Raw genomic sequence first — 18,646 nt, forward strand, 5'->3', positions numbered from 1 at the left:
GATAGCGGGAAATAGCTTCAAATAATAATTCTATTGCTTATTTTTGCACTCAATAAAATAGAATCATGATACAGAATCCTAAAAGATATACTATTACGGCAGCCTTGCCTTACACCAACGGGCCGATACATATTGGACATTTGGCGGGGGTTTACGTTCCGGCGGATATTTATTCGAGATACTTGCGTTTGCAGGGAAAAGACGTTGCGTTTATTTGCGGAAGCGATGAACATGGCGTTGCGATTTCGATGAAAGCCAAAAAAGAAGGAGTTACGCCACAGGAAGTTATTGATAAATATGACGGAATTATCAGGAAATCATTTGCTGATTTCGGAATTTCGTTTGACAATTATTCCAGAACTTCGGCTAAAATTCATCATGATACGGCTCAGGAATTCTTTAGAAAACTGTATGATAATGGTGATTTTATTGAAGAAGTAACAGAGCAATTGTACGATGCAAAAGCAGATCAGTTTTTGGCGGATCGTTTTGTGGTGGGAACTTGTCCGAGATGTGGTAATGACGGAGCTTACGGAGATCAGTGCGAAAATTGCGGTTCGACTTTGAATGCTACGGATTTGATTAATCCGAAATCGACGATTACAGGAGAAACTCCAATTTTAAAGAAAACGAAACACTGGTTTTTACCATTGGACAGATATACTGAATTCCTTAGGGAATGGATTTTGGTTGGGCATAAAAACGACTGGAAACCGAATGTTTACGGACAGGTTAAATCCTGGGTTGACGGCGGATTAGAGCCTCGTGCGGTAACGCGTGACCTGGACTGGGGAATTGATGTTCCGGTTGAAGGTGCCGAAGGAAAAAAATTATACGTTTGGTTTGATGCGCCTATCGGGTATATTTCGTCTACGAAAGAATGGGCAGCGCGCGAAGGAAAAGATTGGGAACCGTATTGGAAAGATGAAGACACGAAACTGGTTCACTTTATTGGGAAAGACAATATTGTTTTTCACTGTATTATTTTCCCGGCGATGTTGAAAGCTGAAGGAAGCTATATTTTACCGGACAACGTGCCTGCAAATGAGTTTTTGAATTTGGAAGGAAACAAACTTTCGACTTCTAAAAACTGGGCTGTTTGGCTGCACGAATATTTAGAAGAATTTCCGGAGAAACAGGACGTTTTGCGATATGCATTAACCTCAAATGCGCCGGAAACTAAGGATAACGATTTTACCTGGAAAGATTTTCAGGCGAGAAACAACAACGAATTGGTTGCGATTTTCGGGAATTTCATTAATCGTGTGGTGGTTTTAACCAACAAATATTATGAAGGATATGTTCCTACACCAAGCACTCTAACCCCCGAAGGGGGAATTCCAAATTTTTCGGATTATGATAATCAGGTTTTAACTGAATTAAAAGCGTATCCGGCCGTAATTTCCAGTTCGGTGGAGCGTTACAGATTCCGTGAAGCTTTGGGAGAATTGATGAATGTTGCGCGTTTAGGAAACAAATATCTTGCAGACGAAGAGCCCTGGAAAGTAATGAAAGACAATCCGGAGCGTGTAAAAACCCAAATGTATGTGGCGTTGCAAATTGCTGCGGCTTTGAGCGTTTTGGCTGAACCGTTTTTACCTTTTACATCCAAAAAACTTTCTAAAATCCTGAATTTAGGTGATCTTAAAGAATATTTTGAAGGATTCAGCAAGTTTCTCAAAGAGAAAAATCACGATGCAAAAGATATCATTATTGATAAAGTATTAGGTTGGAATGATATTGCTGAAAATTCAGATTTAATTCCGGCAGGACACAAAATTGGTGAAGCAGAATTGCTTTTCGCCAAAATCGAAGACGAAGAAATACAAAAACAAATAGAAAAATTGGAAGCTACAAAAACCGCTAACCTGGCTGAAAGCAAACAACCGGAACCTCAAAAAGAATTGATTCAGTTTGAGGATTTCGCTAAAATGGACATTCGTGTCGGGACTATTCTGGAAGCAGAAAAAATGCCAAAAGCCAATAAACTTTTAGTGCTGAAAGTAGATACCGGAATTGACGTTCGTACGATTGTTTCGGGAATTGCCGAAAGTTTTTCGCCAGAGGAAATTATCGGGAAACGTGTTTCTGTTCTGGCTAACTTAGCTCCAAGAGCTTTGCGTGGTGTTGAAAGTCAGGGAATGATTTTGATGACTACAAATGCTGAGGGAAAACTGGTTTTTATCAATCCGGATGCTGATGCTCCGAATGGGGAGACGGTAAACTAAGGTTTCTAAATATTATAAAATGGCGTGAATCGATTAAAAACTTAATTGATTCACGCTTTTTGATTTAATTTCAATTTAAAAACATTTTTTTTTCTAAAAAAATAAGATATTCGCCAAAAACTAATACATCGAAATAATGCTAAAAAAAATACTACTTGCCTCTTTATTTTTAAATGGATTAATCTCTTTTTCACAAGAAATTGTTAGTTCAACTCCAATTAATTTAAAAAAGAATCGCGATGTTTTTCAGACATTAAATGAGGATAAAAAAGAAGTTACCTTATTTATTAGTGATAAAATAAAGGTTAATGCACTTCGATTGAACGAAAAAATGGAAGTGATAGATAGTCTTTCTGCTGAAAGACCAATTCCGAAAACGTATACCAACATGATTGGTTATAATCTTAATAATGATAATACACGATTATTTTGGTCTTCTAATGATTATGAAGAAATTTTCACCCAATTGTTTGATTTAAAAACTAGAGAAGTTATAACAAAACAATATTCTCTTATTTTGAAAGAAGAGAAAATTCTTCAAAAATTTAGCGGAAAGGAAAATTTTTACATTTTATCTGTTCTCAAAAAAGGTAATAGTCTTAAACTTCATATCTTTGATAAAGAAGGAACTTACACACAAAAAACAATTGATTTTAATAGTTTTCGTTTTTTAAATTCAGATAATATTAAATCAGATTTATATGGTGTGTTGAAAGAAAACCTGCTTCCTTTTGAAGCTCCTTTATCCATGCAAAGCATCAATGTTAAAAATCCAACTTCACTCACAGATAGTGCAAAAAAGCGAAAATGTTATTTTAACGATAAACAAATCACCATAACAATAGATACAAATGTTGACTACACGCAAGTTTTTATAATTGATTTAGAAACCTTTAGTGTCACTGAAAAAATAGTACGCCAACATTCAATATCAGGGGATCGTTTTTATTTAAGTTCTAACTCTTTTTATTTTGAGAACAAATTATATCAGGTAAAAACTTCCATGGATCAATTTTATTTTTCGATAAAAGATTTAGATAATACTTTAATAAAAGAATACGATGCAAGTTCAGAGAAACAAATTGATTTTAAAAATTCAGAAATGTCACTCGAAGGCAGTGATTTTGGAGGCAAAAGAACTTTAACAAACAGTTCTCAGTTTATTCGAAAAATAAATAATTTAAATCTTGGTATTTCTTGTTATCATATTGGTCAAAACACTTTAATTGCTTTTGGAGGTGTTTCATCAGAACAGCAGTCTGCCGGTCAAACGACAATGAGTCAATTTGGATTAATTGGTGCACTGGTTTCACTAGCTATATCTAATCCTACAATGGAAAGTTTCAATTCTTATTCAAATAGAAAAGTCGTTAAAATAGAAGGTCTGTTTGATAATGAAGGAAACCATATTAAAGGTGAATTACAACCTTTAGCATTTGATAAAATAAGAACCTACTTCGATAAAAATAATGATGTTTCTTCTCAAACACTATTCAAAATGGGCAATTTTTATAATTTAGGCTACTACGACAATAAAACGAAAGAATACATCTTTAGAAAATTTGCTGATTAATAACTAATGAAACTCACCAAACCAAGATTAGCCTTAATCTGCGGCATACTTTGTATTTCAATATTCCCAATATTGGTTAAACTGAAACTGGCTCCGGGATTGATTTCTGCTTTTTACCGAATGACATTTGCGCTGATTTTGCTTTTGCCTTACGTACTTTTTACGAAAAATTTTCAGCTTCCAACCTTAAAATTTACACTTTTAGCGATGCTTTGCGGGATTTTATTTTCGTCTGATGTTGCAGTTTGGAATATCGCGATTCAGGATTCAAGTGCTACTCAGGCTTCTTTATTGACGAATTTGTCTCCGCTTTGGGTCGGAATTGGTTCTTTTTTGTTTTTGAAATCAAAGCCGGCAACTAATTTCTGGATCGGAACTGTAGTTTCCTTATTCGGAATGGTGACTTTGGTTGGATTCAGCTTTTTTATGGAATTGAATTTTGATCAGGCATTTCTGTTTGCCGTTTTATCCGGAATTCTATATTCGATTTATCTTTTAGTAAGCAAAAATGTCCTTTCAGAAATTGATGTATTGTCTTTTATGACTATCAGTTTAATTGCTTCAAGCATTTATCTAGGAATACTTTGTTATTCTCTTAACGAACCTTTTACCGGATTTTCTGATACGGGCTGGTTTATATTAGTACTTCAGGCTTTGATTTGCCAATTGTGCGCCTGGCTTTCGATCAGTTATGCCACACAACACATGCGCGCAACCAGAGTTTCATTAAGTTTATTGAGTCAGGCAGTAATTACCTCTGTTTTGGCTTGGTTGTTTTTGGAAGAACAAATAACTTTACAGATGGTTTTCGGCGGCATCATTTTGCTTTTCGGAATCCGGATTACGTTTTACGATAAAACAATTACGTTCAAGAAACTGTTTTCTTAAAATTGAAGATTTTGATATCAGAACGTGAAACAAGAAAACTTTAAACTAAAAAATATTTAATGTTACATAGAAACAAAATCCCAAACTTAAAAGTGATCGCATTTGATGCCGATGATACCTTGTTTATCAACGAACCTTATTTTCAGGAAACCGAAAATAAATTTTGTGCATTGATGGAAGATTATCTTTCACACCAAGGCATTTCACAGGAATTATTCAAAATTGAAATAGACAATCTGCCTTTATACGGTTACGGAATCAAAGGTTATATTTTGTCGATGATAGAAGCGGCGATGAATATTTCGAACAATACGATTCCGATTGAAGTCATTGAAAAAATTATTCAATACGGAAAAGAATTATTGGAAAAGCCAATTGAACTGCTGGACGGAATCGAAGAAACGTTACAGGCTTTACACGGAAAATACAAACTCGTAGTGGCAACAAAAGGAGATTTAAAAGACCAGCACAGCAAATTGCACCGATCTGGTTTAGGTCATTATTTTCATCATATCGAAGTCATGTCAGACAAACAGGAAATAGATTATGAAAAACTATTAGGTCGTCTGGATATTCAGCCTCATGAGTTTTTAATGATTGGAAATTCCTTAAAATCAGATGTTTTGCCGGTTTTGGGAATTGGTGGTTACGCCGTTCACATTCCGTTTCATACGACTTGGGAACATGAAAAAATTAGCCACAAGGTAGAACACGAAAATTTCAGTTCTTTCGAAAAAATTACTGAAGTCGTTCAGAACTTATCATAATGAAAACCCTTTTAGATTTAGAAAACTGGAACAGAAAAGAGCATTTTTTGCATTTCAGCAAAATGGAAGAACCCTTTTTTGGAGCAACAGTCGAAATTGATTGTACAAATGCATATCAAACAGCTAAAAGCCTGAACGCTTCTTTTTTTAATTATTACCTGCATAAAACTTTAGTTGCTGTAAATTCTATCGAAAATTTTAAATATCGAATTTCAAAAGATCAGATTTATATCAATGATCGTATTGATGCCTCGGCAACGATTGGCCGCCAGGATGGAACTTTCGGATTTTCATTAATTGAATATCATCCGGATTTTAAAATTTTCGAGCAAAATGCTTCAACTGAAATTGAACGTATTCAAAACACAACCGGTCTTTTTACACGATCATTTGATGATAATAACCTGATTCATTTCTCAGCGATTCCGTGGCTGAATTTTACTTCGCTTTCGCATGCCAGAAGTTACACTTTTCCGGACAGCTGCCCTAAGATTTCTTTCGGAAAAATGATTACCTTAGACAATGGTAAAAAAACCATGGCGATGTCCGTGCATGTTCATCATGGATTGATGGATGGATTGCATGTAGGACAATTTGTGGATCTTTTTCAGGAGTTGATGAATCTCAGTAAATAGAGATAAACGGAACAATATTTGAAAGTAAAAACACATGAAAAAATTATCCCTCCTTTTCTGCGTCTTTTATAATACTGTTTTGCTAAGTCAGACAGTGTTAAATTCTTTTCCATTGGATTTGAACAGACCTTTAGAAAACGGCCAAATGCTGAATACCGAAGATGTAAAAACCAATGATATTTATGTTTTTGCAGCCGATGATAAATATATCAATATCTTACAATACAACAAATTTCTTTTTCTGAAGAATCAATTCAGAGATTCCATAAAAAATGCAGAAAACAGATCTATAATTGGGCATAGCATTAGTGATGACGGAAATCCAATCCTGTACTGGGCAACAGATAATTTAAGAAATATAAGGATTATCAAATATTATCTGGAGACAAAAACAATACGGGCGTTAAATTTTGACATGCCGTTAAACAATGAATACATCATCTCTTCTTTCCAAAAAAATAATATCTTTTACATTCTATCCAAAGAAACAGATCAGCAGCATCTATTGCTTTATGAATTTAACAATGGTAAATGTGAGATAAAAATGTTTGATTTTTCCGCAATACCATTTCAGAATGAAAAAGGACAAAGTTTATCTTTTAACACCCTGATTCGATATTATCCAATCGAAAAAATGGATACTGATAACTTCAATCCATTAGATAAAACCTCAAGTAAAAGCAAAATGTACGTTCTTGAGAATGAAATTATTTTGACTTTTGATTATAATTTAAAAAGCACGAAGGTTTTAAATCTAAATTTTGAAACTCTTGGTGTTTCGGAGAAAATTTTTAACCAACCCGTTTCTAAAACAGCATCAAAAACATCAAATTCCTTCTTTTACGATAATAAATTATTGCAGGTTAAGGCCAGTAACGAAGAGCTTTTATTTGATATCAAAGCTTTTGATTCCGGCAAAACTCTTAAAAACTTTACGATTTCAAAAAATGATACAATACCTTTTAAAAACTCTCCATTATTTGTTCAGATAAGCCAAAAAAAACCTCAGGAAGTAAAAACCACAGCTAAGTTTTTAAAACAATTATCAGATTTAAATGCAGGAATATCAGCTTTTAAAAACAGGAAAAACACTTTTATATCATTAGGCGGATTCGCAGAATATCAAGTTTTAAATTATAATTATGGGCAGGACAATTTCTTTGGAGACTTTAATAATCCTGGATACTCTGAATATTCAAACAAAATGGTTTTCTTTGATTCGATGTTCAATTCAGGTTTTGAATTTGTAAACAGCAAACAACCTGAACCATTGGCAATTGATAATGTTTATTATTATCTGAGTATCAATAAAAATATTTCGCTTCAGAATATTCTGAAAGTAAAAGATGACTACATTTTAGGTTATTATGACCCAAAATTAAGGCAATTCATCATGCGTAAATTTACGGATGGCTTTATGAATGAAGATAATGGAAACCCAATTATGAATAAGGCACAATTCTCTAAACCTTCCACATTTGGTAAAATTAAATTTATTGAGAATTAATCCAAATGTGATATGTTTTCCCTGTTTCAAAAAACGGTTGAATTATTTTTTTTAACTTTACAAAAAAGACATTATGTTATCAAAAAATATTGAAGCAGCTTTAAATAAGCAAATCCGTATTGAAGCGGAATCTTCACAAACTTACCTTGCTATGGCTTGTTGGGCAGAAGTACACGGTTTAGAGGGAATTGCTCAATTTATGTACACCCAGTCAGATGAAGAACGTGCACATATGCTAAAACTGGTTAAATATATTAACGAGCGTGGCGGACATGCACAGGTTACTGACTTAAAAGCACCAAAAACAAGTTATACAACTTTTAAAGAAATGTTTGAAACACTTTATAATCATGAAATTTTTGTTTCAGAATCTATAAACGAATTGGTACATATTACTTTTGAGGAAAAAGATTATGCAACTCATAATTTCTTACAATGGTATGTAGCAGAACAAATTGAGGAAGAAGCAACTGCTAAATCTATTCTGGACAAAATCAACCTGATTGGTGATGATAAAGGCGGACTATACCTTTTTGATCGTGATATTCAGCAGTTAACAGTAACCAGCTCAATCGCTATTAATCCAAAATAAAAAAAGTTAAAGTTTATTTAGAATACATAAAAATAACATTTTTATTTTATATTTGTCTCAGTTTATAATTGAGATGATCGTGAGCAAGAAAGACAAAGTTAAAGACAAGGACAAAAAAAAGGATAAAAAGAAAAAAAAGAATAAAGACATCCTTGAAAATATTAAGAAAATCGAAAACTGCAAGTCTACTTGTTGTGAGAAATTCAAAAAAAGCGAGAAGAAGCGCTGTTCCCGTTGTCCTATGTATGATTTATTCAAAAAAACGGCTTAAAATATAAAAAAACCCATCTGGAAATCAGGTGGGTTTTTAGTTTAAAACAATCTTCTGCTTTTATAAACACAAAAATTATGGAAAACCAAATTCTTATCCCCAAATCCAGTCTCGAATTTTTGCATAAGCTCAAAGCAAATAACAATAAGCCCTGGTTTGAAGCAAATAAGACAAAATATCTGGTCGAACTAAATCATATTGAAAATTTTGCTGGTGCTCTGCTTCAGGAACTCTCTAAAACGGATGTTTTAGAAACTGTTTCAGGCAAAAAAAGTGTGTACCGAATTTATCGTGATATCCGTTTTTCTAAAGATAAAACTCCTTTTAAAACTTTTTGGGGAGGCAGTTTTACACGTGCAACAGCCGCAAGACGAGGCGGCTATTATTTTCATCTGGAAAAAGGAAACAGTTTTTTTGCCGGTGGTTTTTGGGGACCCAATGCTGCAGATTTAAAACGTATAAGACATGAATTAAACCTTGATGCTGAACCAATGGAAAAAATATTGCAGTCAGAATCTTTTGTCAAAACTTTCGGAACTCTCCAGGGCGAGACACTCAAAACAGCACCAAAAGGTTTTGATGTCAATCATCCTGCGATTGATTTGCTTCGCTACAAACAGTTTTTAGTCATTAAACGTTTTACTGATGAGGAAGTATTGAGCCCGCTATTTTTAGAACAGGCTTTAGACGCATGCAAAAACATGAGACCTTTTTTTGACTACATGAGCGAAGTGCTCACTACAGATATAAACGGAGCTTCCGTTTTATAAGTTAAAATGCAAAAAACCCGACAGGTTTCAAAAAACCTGTCGGGTTGATATCATATTTATTTTACAATTATTTACTTAACAGCATAATCTCACTCACCACCACTTCTGTTACATAACGTTTTTCTCCGTTTTTATCATCGTAGCTTCTATGTGTTAGTTTTCCTTCAACTGCTACCTCTTTTCCTTTTACAACATACTTTTCAATAATTTCTGCTGTTTTTCCCCAGGCAGTAACACGATGCCATTCGGTTTGTTCCACTTTTTCGCCTTTATCATTGGTATATTTGTCATTGGTAGCGATATTTAAATGCGCTAATTTTTTACCGTTTTCTAAAGTTTTAATTTCCGGATCGTTTCCTACGTTTCCAATCAATTGTACTCTGTTTTTCATTGCGTTCATGGCGTATAATATTTAAAGGTTTATATAAATTGAATTCGTTCATCAAATTCAACAGGGCAAAGATGCGATGGCTCTCAAAAGTTATTCGGTAGTAAACTGTTTACTTTCGGTTGTAACTATTTGTAACCGTTTGTAAATGGGAAATATTTTGCTATATTTGAGGGAAATCCCACTATATGCAGACTAAGATCAACAAGGTTGAGTTACGAAATTTAAAATTTGAAGATTACAAAGAACTAAAAAACTCTATGGTCGAATCCTATCCGGAAATGGCTAATTCTTATTGGAGAGCTGATGATATTGAGAGATTACTTTCTATATTTCCTGAAGGACAGCTGGTAATTTTGGTTGATGGCAAAGTGGTCGGTTCTGCATTATCACTCATTGTTGATGAAAAATTAGTGGACAAAAGACACAATTACAGGCAGATTGTTGGAGATTATAGTTTTTCTACCCATAACCCAAACGGGGAAATTTTATACGGAATTGATGTTTTCATTCATCCCAATTATCGCGGATTACGTTTAGGCAGGCGTTTGTATGACACACGGAAAGAATTGTGCGAGCAGCTGAATCTGAAAGCCATCGTTTTTGCAGGAAGGATTCCGAATTATGCGCAGCATTCTAAAAAAATGACTCCTAAAAACTATATTGATAAGGTAAAACATAAGGAGTTACACGATCCTGTGCTTTCGTTTCAGCTGAGTAACGACTTTCACGTTTTGCGAATTATTAAAAATTATTTAGAAGGAGACGAAGAATCTAAAGAGTTTGCAGTTCTCTTGGAATGGAATAATGTCTATTATGATGAAAGTCCAAAACTGATAAATCTGGAAAAAAGTGTTATTCGTTTAGGACTTGTGCAATGGCAAATGCGCCCGCTTAATAATATTGAAGAGTTTTTTGAACAGGCAGAATTTTTTATAGACGTTGTTTCTGGTTATGGAAGTGATTTCGCCTTATTCCCTGAGCTTTTCATTGCGCCACTAATGGCCGATTATAATCATTTATCCGAAGCCGAAGCGATTCGGGAACTTGCCCGTTATTCTGATCCAATCCGTAAACGTTTTCAGGAATTTGCCATCTCTTACAACATCAATATTATTACGGGAAGTATGCCCTATTTAGATAATGGTAATTTGTATAACGTTGGTTTTTTATGCAAAAGAGACGGAACTTCAGAAATGTATACTAAAATTCACATAACACCCAATGAAGTACAGCATTGGGGAATGAAAGGAGGATCAGAGTTCAAAACTTTTGATACCGATTGCGGAAAAATTGGAATCCTTATTTGCTATGATGTAGAGTTTCCGGAGCTTTCAAGAATTATGTCGAATGAAGGAATGAATATTTTATTCGTTCCATTTTTGACTGATACTCAAAATGCCTATACCCGTGTAAAGCACTGTTCTCAGGCACGTGCGATAGAAAACGAATGTTATGTGGCGATTGCAGGCTGTGTTGGAAATTTACCAAAAGTAAATAACATGGATATTCAATATGCGCAGGCTTCTGTATTTACACCTTCGGATTTTGCTTTTCCGAGTAACGGGATCAAAGCCGAAGCGACTCCCAATACAGAAATGACTTTGATTGTTGATGTGGATTTGAACTTACTGAAACAACTGCATGAACATGGAAGTGTGCGAATTCTAAAGGACAGACGTGATGATTTGTATGAGATTAGAAAGATAAATCCGTAATAAAATTCTTCGCCGATAATTAGAAAAAAACCAAAACCATTGCATTAGATTTAAGTTTCAAAATTAAAGATATGGACGAATTAATTGAAAATAAAAGTTGGTGGAAAAGAAATTGGAAATGGTTTTTACCGATAAGTGTACTATCAATTCTAATTGGATTTGGATCACTCGTAACTGCTGGCATTGATGCAAATGTAACTGATTTTGCTCAAGCTTATTCAGATCCTGCACTTTATGACAATGCATTAGAAAAAGTAAAATTAAATCAAAGAGTTAAAGAAACTTTAGGAGAAATTGAGGCAATAGATAAACTTGCAATTGTAGAAGGGACTACTAAATATTCTAACAATAATACTTCTGTAGAGACAACAATTCGAATTAAAGGAAATAAAGCGAAAGGCAAAATGGATATCTCTGCTGAAAAAAAAGGCGCTGCATGGGAATACCGCAAAATAAATATTCGGATAAAAGAATTAAAAGAAGAAATTGATATATTAAAATGACTTTATAAATTAAAAGGAATTAAAAGTTTAAAGAAAAAACCATTCGCTCAAGATAAACCAAGTTGCCTTATTTTCAACTTAAAAGACAAATAAATGAAGACATGCCTGGAATGTGCTGATAAAATTGTTGGCCGGGAAGACAAGAAATTTTGTTCAGATGGTTGCCGAAACGCCTACAATAATAAAATTAATAAAGACAGTACCAATTTTATGCGGAATGTAAACAACAAACTCCGCAAAAATTATCGCATATTAGCAGAGTTGAATACAGAAGGAAAATCAAAAGCGACTCGTGATAAAATGCTTCATAAAGGTTTTGATTTTGATTTCTTTACCAATATTTTACAGACCAAAACAGGAAATACCTACTATTTTCTGTACGATCAGGGATATCGGTCACTGGACAATGATTATTTTATGCTCGTAAAAAAAGAAATTTAGCTCCCCAATCTACCATGAAAAAAAATTACAATTCGATTGTAGCCACATTAGGCATCTTAACAATTTTAGCCTTTATTTACGCTACAATGATGCCCCAGCGTATTACCCGCGATGAAGAGGCCCTTGCTGAATTCTCTACTGAAAGAGCCTTGGATCATGTTCGGATTATTGCACAAAAACCTCATTATGTAGGTTCTGCCAATCATGGATTAGTGGCAAATTATTTGAAACTTGAACTAAACCGAATGGGTTTGGAAACCAGTTTTCAGGAAGGCTTTACTCTTAACGATAAAGGCCTTTTGGTAAAATCGAAAAACATTCTAACCCGAATAAAAGGAACTAATAATTCTAAAGCCCTGCTTTTGCTTTCTCATTATGACAGTGCGCCACATTCCTTTTCAAAAGGGGCCAGTGACGATGCTTCCGGAGTCGCAACTATTTTAGAAGGGATTCGTGCTTTTTTATATTCCCGCCAACCCCATAAAAACGACATTATCATTCTTTTTTCGGATGCTGAGGAATTAGGTCTAAACGGAGCTTCCCTTTTTGTTAATAAACATCCATGGGCAAATGAGGTTGGCCTGGTCTTAAACTTCGAAGCAAGAGGCACTTCCGGTCCAAGTTATATGCTAATGGAAACTAACAAAGGCAATCAGGCACTTATAAAAGAATTTGCAAATGCAAAAGTTAAATATCCAGTTTCAAACTCCTTAATGTACAGTATTTATAAAATGCTGCCCAATGATACTGATCTTACTGTTTTCAGGGAACAGGGAAACATTCAGGGACTTAATTTCGCTTTTATTGATGACCATTACAACTACCATACACAACAGGATGATATTCAGCATTTAAATAAAACTACCCTCAAGCACCAGGGAACTTATCTAATGCCTTTGTTAAAATATTTTTCGAATATCAATCTAAGCCAAACACAATCTTCAGAAGACAATGTTTATTTCAACATCCCGTTTTCATTTATAAGTTATCCTTTTACCTGGGTTTTTCCAATGACAGTTATTGCTTTTGGCTTGCTGACTCTTTTAATTTTTATAGGAAAAGCCAAACGTCTTATTTCATTCAGGGAAATCGCAAAGGGTTTTGTGCCTCTCTTAGGTTCCATTATTATTTCAGGACTTGTTACTTATCTGGGATGGAAAATATTTTTGGCCCTCTATCCGCAATACAATGATTTACTCAATGGATTCACCTACAATGGCCATATATACATAGCAGGATTTGTAGCATTGAGCATCGCAATTTGTTTTGCCTTTTACCATCATTTTTCTGATACAAAATTAACGATGAACCATTATGTAGCTCCCTTATTGCTTTGGATAGCTATAAATGCGTTTTTAGCCAATAGCCTGACAGGAGCCGGATTTTTAATTATTCCTGTTTATTTCGGAATTATATTGTTTGGTGTTTTTGTAATAACACAAGGTTTTAGTTTAGGATTGAATTTGATTTTTAGCATTCCTGCCTTAATTATTATTGCACCCTTTATTCAAATGTTTCCTGTAGGATTAGGATTGAAAATTCTTTATGGAAGTTCCGTTCTCACAGTACTTGCATTTGGTTTGTTATTGCCGGTTTTTGGATCATTTTATAGAAAAGGGCTTTGGACCATGCTTTTCTTTTCTATCGCTATTGGCTGTTTTGTTTATGCCGGTCTGAATTCTGGTTACGAAAATGGAAAGGCAAAATCGAATAGTTTAGTATATGTCTATAATGCTGACACTGATTCTGCTGTCTGGGCAACGTATGACGTTAACTTAGATTACTGGACCAAAAATTATCTGGGTGATACACCACAAAAAGAGTATGAACTCAATAAATTACCAATGTTCAGTAAATACAAATCGCCTTTTACATACAGTGCTACAGCACGAAAAATAGATTTGCAGAAACCAACTGTACGTTTTCTGAAAGACAGTGTAATTGGAGATAACCGATATCTAAAAATCAAAATTACACCAAACCGAAAAGTGAATCGTTACGATATCTTTGCTGACCCAAAAATGGAATTTTACAATTTTAAAGCAAATGGCGTTTCTGCTTCAGGAGAGAAAGGAAATAAGTTGAAAGTAAAAGGCAAAAAAATCCTGTGCTACTATGTGGTCGGTAATGAACCTTTGGTTATGGAGTTTTATTTAAAAAAATCATCCGTTTTTGATATGGATTTAATTGAAAGTTCTTTCGATCTAATGAGAAATTCATTATTTAAAATAAAACCAAGAGGTGACTGGATGATGCCAACCCCTTTTGTACTCAACGACGCTGTTTTAATCCAGCAAAAAATAAAGAAAGACATTGCACCTTTACAACCTATAGTTCCTGTAAATGAAAAGATAATTAAAGTAAAAGACAGTTTGACTACTACTAAACCTTAATAAATAAATAAATTATTATGGCAACTAATATTTCTAAAATCCTTCTTGATGCTCCAATAGAAAAAGTCTGGAATGCATTGGTAGAACCTGAATTAGTAAAAAAATGGCAATACGGAAGTGATTTGATAACAGATTGGAAGATTGGGAATGAAATTAGATTTAGAAACGAATGGGAAGGCCAGGTTTTTGAACAATGGGGCAATGTCTTAGAATTTGTGCCGAATCAGAAAATTAAATATTCCTTATTTTTTCCAAGACCGGAATTAGAAGACAAACCGGAAAACTATTTTATCATGAGTTATATTTTATCCGAAGAAAAGGGCAAAACTAAACTAGAAATACAACAGCAGGATAATCGTCCAGGTGCTATTCAGGAAGAACCTCAGGGTGAAGAAAATCCGATTTTACAAAGTTTAAAATCATTAGTTGAATAAATCAATGACAAAAATTAGCATTTTAGGCTGTGGATGGCTGGGTTTGCCTTTAGCAAAAAGATTAATCGAAAAAGGAAACCCGGTAAAAGGATCCACAACTTCTGAAAACAAACTTTCTATTTTAGAAAATGCCGGAATAAATCCTTTTTTGGTTACGCTTGATAGCGAAAGTGTTTCAGAATCTATAACTGCTTTTTTATCGGAAAGCGATATTTTAATTATTGATATTCCACCTAAATTACGCGGAAACAATACCGTGACTGACAATTACGGTTCATCCCGAAAGATTTTTGTAGAGAAAATCGAAAATTTGATTCCGTTTATAGAGAAATCCAATTTAAAAAAAGTGCTTTTTGTAAGTTCCACTTCTGTTTATGGAGATGGAAACGGAAATATTACTGAAGAAACGATTCCGAATCCCGAAACCGAAAGCGGTAGACAATTGCTTTTATCTGAAGCCATTTTGCAAAACAATCAAAATTTTGCAACCACAATTCTGCGTTTCGGAGGATTAATTGGCGAAGACAGACATCCGGTGACTTCCTTATCAGGAAAAGAAAACTTAGACAATGCAGATGCTCCTGTCAATTTGATTCATCAGAATGATTGTATCGGAATTATTGAAGCCATCATCAATCAATCACAATGGAATGAGGTATTCAATGCCGTTGCACCTTTTCATCCGACCAGAGAACAATATTACACACAAAAAGCCAAAGAGCAAAATCTGGTTTCACCTAAATTTAATTCTGAAAAATCGAGTATAAAAAAGATTGTTTCAGGTAAAAAAATTGAAAACATACTACACTATAAATTTAGATTAGAAGATTATTAAACGAATCTTTGCATACTTTAATAACGAGCTAAACTAAAATTATGGAAACCGTTTTTATTAATTCACCATTGGGAATCACAAAAATAATGGGTAACGATGAAGGTATTTCGGTAATTTCTGTTTCAAATGTTGGTACAAGTGAGGTATCGCAGGAAACACCGAAAGTTTTAAAAGAAGCCGTTTTACAGCTTCAGGAATATTTTGAAGGCAAAAGAACCGAATTCGATTTAAAACTTAATCCAAAAGGAACTGAATTCCAACAGAAAGTATGGAAATCCTTATTGAAAATTCCATACGGAAAAACAGTTAGTTATATGGATCAGTCCAAGAAATTGGGCGATGTAAAAGCAATTCGTGCCGTAGCTTCTGCAAACGGGAAAAACCCGCTGTGGATTGTGGTTCCATGTCATCGTGTTATTGGCACAAATGGTTCTTTAACCGGTTATGCAGGAGGATTATCACGTAAAAAATGGTTACTTGAACACGAAAACCCTTCCAAACAACAAAGTTTATTCTAGTTCTTTTTTAAATAGTAAGAATTTTACGCATATTTGTAAATAAACTTAATTGTTAAGTCTAAAAATCTAAGAAGTCCAATAATCTAAGGCGTCTAAATAATGATTGAAAAAATAAACCTCAACAACATTTTATTTCTCGATATAGAAACCGTTCCCGAAGAAGAGAATTTCAATTCGCTTGATTTGGAAATGCAATCGCTTTGGGACTTGAAAACACAATATCAGCGAAAAGACGATTTTACACCTGAAGAATTTTATGATCGCGCCGGGATCTGGGCGGAGTTCGGGAAAATCATTTGTATATCTGTAGGTTATTTTACCATTAAAGGTGATATTCGGAATTTCAGGGTAACGTCTTTTTTTGGAGAAGAGAAAAAGATTCTTCGTGACTTTAATAATCTGCTGAGTAATCATTTTAACCTTCTGCATCATCTTTTGTGCGGACATAATGCGAAAGAATTTGATATTCCGTTTCTCGCACGCCGCATGATCATCAATCAAATTGCCATTCCGGACAAACTGAATTTATTTGGCAAGAAACCCTGGGAAATCCCACATCTGGATACTTTAGAATTATGGAAATTTGGCGATTACAAACATTTTACTTCCTTAAAATTACTAACTAAAATCCTCGGAATTCCTTCTCCAAAAGGCGACATCGACGGAAGCCAGGTAGCAAATGTGTATTACGTGGAGAAAGACATTGACCGAATTGTAACCTATTGCGAAAAGGATACGATTGCCGTAGCCCAGATTTTCCTTCGCTTAAGAAGAGAAGATCTATTGATTGATGAGGAAATTATTCATGTTTAATTTTTGAGGTACAAAGGTGCAAAGTTTTGACTTTTAGAATTTAAATATTTTAGAAAATGACACATCAGGAAATAGCACATCATCGTCTTGTTTCACAAAAGTTAGAAAAAACAAGCAAAATCTCTCCTCAGGAAATCGTACATCATATGGGAGCGATTCAGGCTCAGGATTATGCAATGGCAAAATGGGCAATTGGTTCCCGTTGTGATGCTACTGAAAAAGAAATTGAAGAAGCTATTGATTCAGGAAAAATTATCCGAACACACATTTTGAGACCGACCTGGCATTTTGTTTCTGCCCAGGATATTTACTGGATACTGGATGTTTCAGGTCCCCAAGTCAAACGTATCATTCTTGCGGATACCAAAAAACACGGTTATGATGAAAAGGAATTCGGCAAGATTAATTCGGCTATCGAAAAAATACTAACGGGAAACAATCATTTAACGCGGGACGAAATCATTCAGGAACTCAATCTTAAAAAAATTTCCGGAGAATACCATCTAAGTCCCGTACTCATTATGATGTATGCCGAATTAGAGGGGTTGGTGTGTAACGGAATAATGCGGGGAAAACAAATGACTTATAGTTTACTGGAAGAAAAAGTTCCTAAACCAACAGCCAAATTAACTAAAGAAGAAGGTTTGGTGAAATTAGCAAAACGTTATTTTGAAAGTCACGGTCCGGCAACTGTGTCAGATTTTTCGTGGTGGTCCGGTTTTTCCCCTACAATCTGTAAAACCGTAATCCATTCAATTGTAACGGAACTGAACTCAGTTGAAATTGATAATCAGACTTACTGGTTCAGAACTGATCTTTCTCTTGAAAACAGCTTCCGCAAAAGCGTACACTTTCTTCCCGCTTTTGATGAAATGCTCATTTCTTATAAAAACCGTGAAGCTTCGATTTTACTGGAACATCAGTCGAAAGCTTTTACAAGTAACGGAATATTCAAGCCGGTTATCCTTGAAAACGGAAAAGTCATCGGAACTTGGAAAAGAACAGTTAAAAAAGACCATACCAAAATAGCAACACAATTCTTTAATGAAACCGAAAATCATAAAAAAGCGATTCTGTTTAAACGCATTAAAGACTTTGAAAACTATCTCGAAACCAAAATCGTTATTGAATAAGATTTTTAAGGATTCAAAATAAATTGATTTTGTCTTAAACTATGAAATTGACTTTTGCAATGCTTTTTTACAATGAATAGAATTGTTAAGATTTTGATTCTTCAAGAATGGTTTTGTTATATTTGAATTAAAATATTAAAGCTTTTAATTATATTATATCCCAACAAACTACTACAAAAACAACTAATAATGAAAAAATCAATAATTGCATTTTTATTTCTCTTTACTAACATCTACAA

The 18,646-nt window shown here is 34.2% G+C and carries 18 protein-coding genes; 17 read left to right on the forward strand and 1 reads right to left on the reverse strand.

Features of this window, described 5'->3' with window-relative positions; genetic code table 11:
• The first annotated feature begins 65 nt into the window (after nucleotides 1-65).
• The 8 genes from metG to ABI657_RS08680 all read left to right on the forward strand — a co-directional run bounded on the left by metG (nucleotide 66) and on the right by ABI657_RS08680 (nucleotide 9,231).
• Nucleotides 66-2,228 carry a methionine--tRNA ligase gene (gene metG / locus ABI657_RS08645; protein ID WP_348096850.1) on the forward strand — a complete coding sequence of 721 codons (2,163 nt, stop codon included), beginning with the start codon at nucleotides 66-68 and terminating at the stop codon, nucleotides 2,226-2,228.
• A gap of 136 nt (nucleotides 2,229-2,364) precedes the next feature.
• Nucleotides 2,365-3,801, forward strand: coding sequence for a hypothetical protein (locus ABI657_RS08650; RefSeq protein ID WP_348096851.1), 1,437 nt, complete (start codon nucleotides 2,365-2,367; stop codon nucleotides 3,799-3,801).
• Between the two features lie 6 nt (nucleotides 3,802-3,807).
• Nucleotides 3,808-4,689: a DMT family transporter gene (locus tag ABI657_RS08655; protein WP_348096852.1), complete on the forward strand. Its 882-nt coding sequence runs from the start codon at nucleotides 3,808-3,810 to the stop codon at nucleotides 4,687-4,689.
• A gap of 59 nt (nucleotides 4,690-4,748) precedes the next feature.
• Nucleotides 4,749-5,456 (forward strand): HAD family hydrolase, encoded by a 708-nt coding sequence (locus ABI657_RS08660; RefSeq protein WP_348096853.1) that lies wholly within the window; start codon nucleotides 4,749-4,751, stop codon nucleotides 5,454-5,456.
• The gene (locus tag ABI657_RS08665) at nucleotides 5,456-6,091 is read left to right on the forward strand and encodes a chloramphenicol acetyltransferase (protein ID WP_348096854.1); all 636 of its coding nucleotides are present in this window, start codon (nucleotides 5,456-5,458) and stop codon (nucleotides 6,089-6,091) included. The genes ABI657_RS08660 and ABI657_RS08665 overlap by 1 nt, the downstream gene beginning before the upstream one ends.
• A gap of 34 nt (nucleotides 6,092-6,125) precedes the next feature.
• Nucleotides 6,126-7,598, forward strand: coding sequence for a hypothetical protein (locus tag ABI657_RS08670; protein WP_348096855.1), 1,473 nt, complete (start codon nucleotides 6,126-6,128; stop codon nucleotides 7,596-7,598).
• Nucleotides 7,599-7,671: 73 nt separating this feature from the next.
• Nucleotides 7,672-8,190: a ferritin gene (locus tag ABI657_RS08675; protein WP_348096856.1), complete on the forward strand. Its 519-nt coding sequence runs from the start codon at nucleotides 7,672-7,674 to the stop codon at nucleotides 8,188-8,190.
• Nucleotides 8,191-8,538: 348 nt separating this feature from the next.
• Complete coding sequence (locus tag ABI657_RS08680; RefSeq protein ID WP_348096857.1) at nucleotides 8,539-9,231, forward strand: DUF2461 domain-containing protein; 693 nt, start codon at nucleotides 8,539-8,541, stop codon at nucleotides 9,229-9,231.
• A gap of 67 nt (nucleotides 9,232-9,298) precedes the next feature.
• Here ABI657_RS08680 and ssb read toward each other — a convergent pair whose 3' ends face one another.
• Entirely contained in the window at nucleotides 9,299-9,631 is a 333-nt protein-coding gene (ssb, locus tag ABI657_RS08685) for a single-stranded DNA-binding protein (RefSeq protein WP_348096858.1), read from the reverse strand.
• 176 nt (nucleotides 9,632-9,807) lie between these two features.
• Here ssb and ABI657_RS08690 point away from each other — a divergent pair, with 176 nt between their 5' ends.
• The 9 genes from ABI657_RS08690 (at nucleotide 9,808) to ABI657_RS08730 (ending at nucleotide 18,407) form a co-directional block, all read left to right on the forward strand.
• Complete coding sequence (locus ABI657_RS08690) at nucleotides 9,808-11,337, forward strand: bifunctional GNAT family N-acetyltransferase/carbon-nitrogen hydrolase family protein (protein ID WP_348096859.1); 1,530 nt, start codon at nucleotides 9,808-9,810, stop codon at nucleotides 11,335-11,337.
• 71 nt (nucleotides 11,338-11,408) lie between these two features.
• Nucleotides 11,409-11,840: a cytochrome c oxidase assembly factor Coa1 family protein gene (locus tag ABI657_RS08695; protein ID WP_348096860.1), complete on the forward strand. Its 432-nt coding sequence runs from the start codon at nucleotides 11,409-11,411 to the stop codon at nucleotides 11,838-11,840.
• A 93-nt stretch (nucleotides 11,841-11,933) separates the two neighbouring features.
• Complete coding sequence (locus ABI657_RS08700; protein ID WP_348096861.1) at nucleotides 11,934-12,281, forward strand: hypothetical protein; 348 nt, start codon at nucleotides 11,934-11,936, stop codon at nucleotides 12,279-12,281.
• Between the two features lie 14 nt (nucleotides 12,282-12,295).
• Entirely contained in the window at nucleotides 12,296-14,674 is a 2,379-nt protein-coding gene (locus ABI657_RS08705) for a M28 family peptidase (protein ID WP_348096862.1), read from the forward strand.
• Nucleotides 14,675-14,691: 17 nt separating this feature from the next.
• Nucleotides 14,692-15,108, forward strand: coding sequence for an SRPBCC family protein (locus ABI657_RS08710; RefSeq protein ID WP_348096863.1), 417 nt, complete (start codon nucleotides 14,692-14,694; stop codon nucleotides 15,106-15,108).
• A 4-nt stretch (nucleotides 15,109-15,112) separates the two neighbouring features.
• Nucleotides 15,113-15,943 (forward strand): SDR family oxidoreductase, encoded by an 831-nt coding sequence (locus ABI657_RS08715; protein WP_348096864.1) that lies wholly within the window; start codon nucleotides 15,113-15,115, stop codon nucleotides 15,941-15,943.
• A gap of 41 nt (nucleotides 15,944-15,984) precedes the next feature.
• Nucleotides 15,985-16,461 (forward strand): methylated-DNA--[protein]-cysteine S-methyltransferase, encoded by a 477-nt coding sequence (locus ABI657_RS08720; protein WP_348096865.1) that lies wholly within the window; start codon nucleotides 15,985-15,987, stop codon nucleotides 16,459-16,461.
• A gap of 99 nt (nucleotides 16,462-16,560) precedes the next feature.
• The gene (locus ABI657_RS08725) at nucleotides 16,561-17,274 is read left to right on the forward strand and encodes a 3'-5' exonuclease (RefSeq protein WP_348096866.1); all 714 of its coding nucleotides are present in this window, start codon (nucleotides 16,561-16,563) and stop codon (nucleotides 17,272-17,274) included.
• A 56-nt stretch (nucleotides 17,275-17,330) separates the two neighbouring features.
• The gene (locus ABI657_RS08730; protein ID WP_348096867.1) at nucleotides 17,331-18,407 is read left to right on the forward strand and encodes a winged helix DNA-binding domain-containing protein; all 1,077 of its coding nucleotides are present in this window, start codon (nucleotides 17,331-17,333) and stop codon (nucleotides 18,405-18,407) included.
• Nucleotides 18,408-18,646: the final 239 nt, after the last annotated feature.

The sequence above is a fragment of the Flavobacterium sp. genome (genome assembly GCF_039930565.1).
Taxonomy (GTDB): domain Bacteria; phylum Bacteroidota; class Bacteroidia; order Flavobacteriales; family Flavobacteriaceae; genus Flavobacterium.

Excerpts from the sequence above, each read along its gene's own strand:
- ssb (WP_348096858.1), bottom strand. The coding sequence starts at position 9,631 with ATGAACGCAATGAAAAACAGAGTACAATTGATTGGAAACGTAGGAAAC.
- ABI657_RS08655 (WP_348096852.1), top strand. The coding sequence starts at position 3,808 with ATGAAACTCACCAAACCAAGATTAGCCTTAATCTGCGGCATACTTTGT.
- ABI657_RS08720 (WP_348096865.1), top strand. The coding sequence starts at position 15,985 with ATGGAAACCGTTTTTATTAATTCACCATTGGGAATCACAAAAATAATG.
- ABI657_RS08725 (WP_348096866.1), top strand. The coding sequence starts at position 16,561 with ATGATTGAAAAAATAAACCTCAACAACATTTTATTTCTCGATATAGAA.
- ABI657_RS08675 (WP_348096856.1), top strand. The coding sequence starts at position 7,672 with ATGTTATCAAAAAATATTGAAGCAGCTTTAAATAAGCAAATCCGTATT.
- ABI657_RS08690 (WP_348096859.1), top strand. The coding sequence starts at position 9,808 with ATGCAGACTAAGATCAACAAGGTTGAGTTACGAAATTTAAAATTTGAA.
- ABI657_RS08710 (WP_348096863.1), top strand. The coding sequence starts at position 14,692 with ATGGCAACTAATATTTCTAAAATCCTTCTTGATGCTCCAATAGAAAAA.
- ABI657_RS08705 (WP_348096862.1), top strand. The coding sequence starts at position 12,296 with ATGAAAAAAAATTACAATTCGATTGTAGCCACATTAGGCATCTTAACA.
- ABI657_RS08660 (WP_348096853.1), top strand. The coding sequence starts at position 4,749 with ATGTTACATAGAAACAAAATCCCAAACTTAAAAGTGATCGCATTTGAT.
- metG (WP_348096850.1), top strand. The coding sequence starts at position 66 with ATGATACAGAATCCTAAAAGATATACTATTACGGCAGCCTTGCCTTAC.
- ABI657_RS08695 (WP_348096860.1), top strand. The coding sequence starts at position 11,409 with ATGGACGAATTAATTGAAAATAAAAGTTGGTGGAAAAGAAATTGGAAA.
- ABI657_RS08715 (WP_348096864.1), top strand. The coding sequence starts at position 15,113 with ATGACAAAAATTAGCATTTTAGGCTGTGGATGGCTGGGTTTGCCTTTA.
- ABI657_RS08650 (WP_348096851.1), top strand. The coding sequence starts at position 2,365 with ATGCTAAAAAAAATACTACTTGCCTCTTTATTTTTAAATGGATTAATC.
- ABI657_RS08665 (WP_348096854.1), top strand. The coding sequence starts at position 5,456 with ATGAAAACCCTTTTAGATTTAGAAAACTGGAACAGAAAAGAGCATTTT.
- ABI657_RS08730 (WP_348096867.1), top strand. The coding sequence starts at position 17,331 with ATGACACATCAGGAAATAGCACATCATCGTCTTGTTTCACAAAAGTTA.
- ABI657_RS08670 (WP_348096855.1), top strand. The coding sequence starts at position 6,126 with ATGAAAAAATTATCCCTCCTTTTCTGCGTCTTTTATAATACTGTTTTG.
- ABI657_RS08700 (WP_348096861.1), top strand. The coding sequence starts at position 11,934 with ATGAAGACATGCCTGGAATGTGCTGATAAAATTGTTGGCCGGGAAGAC.
- ABI657_RS08680 (WP_348096857.1), top strand. The coding sequence starts at position 8,539 with ATGGAAAACCAAATTCTTATCCCCAAATCCAGTCTCGAATTTTTGCAT.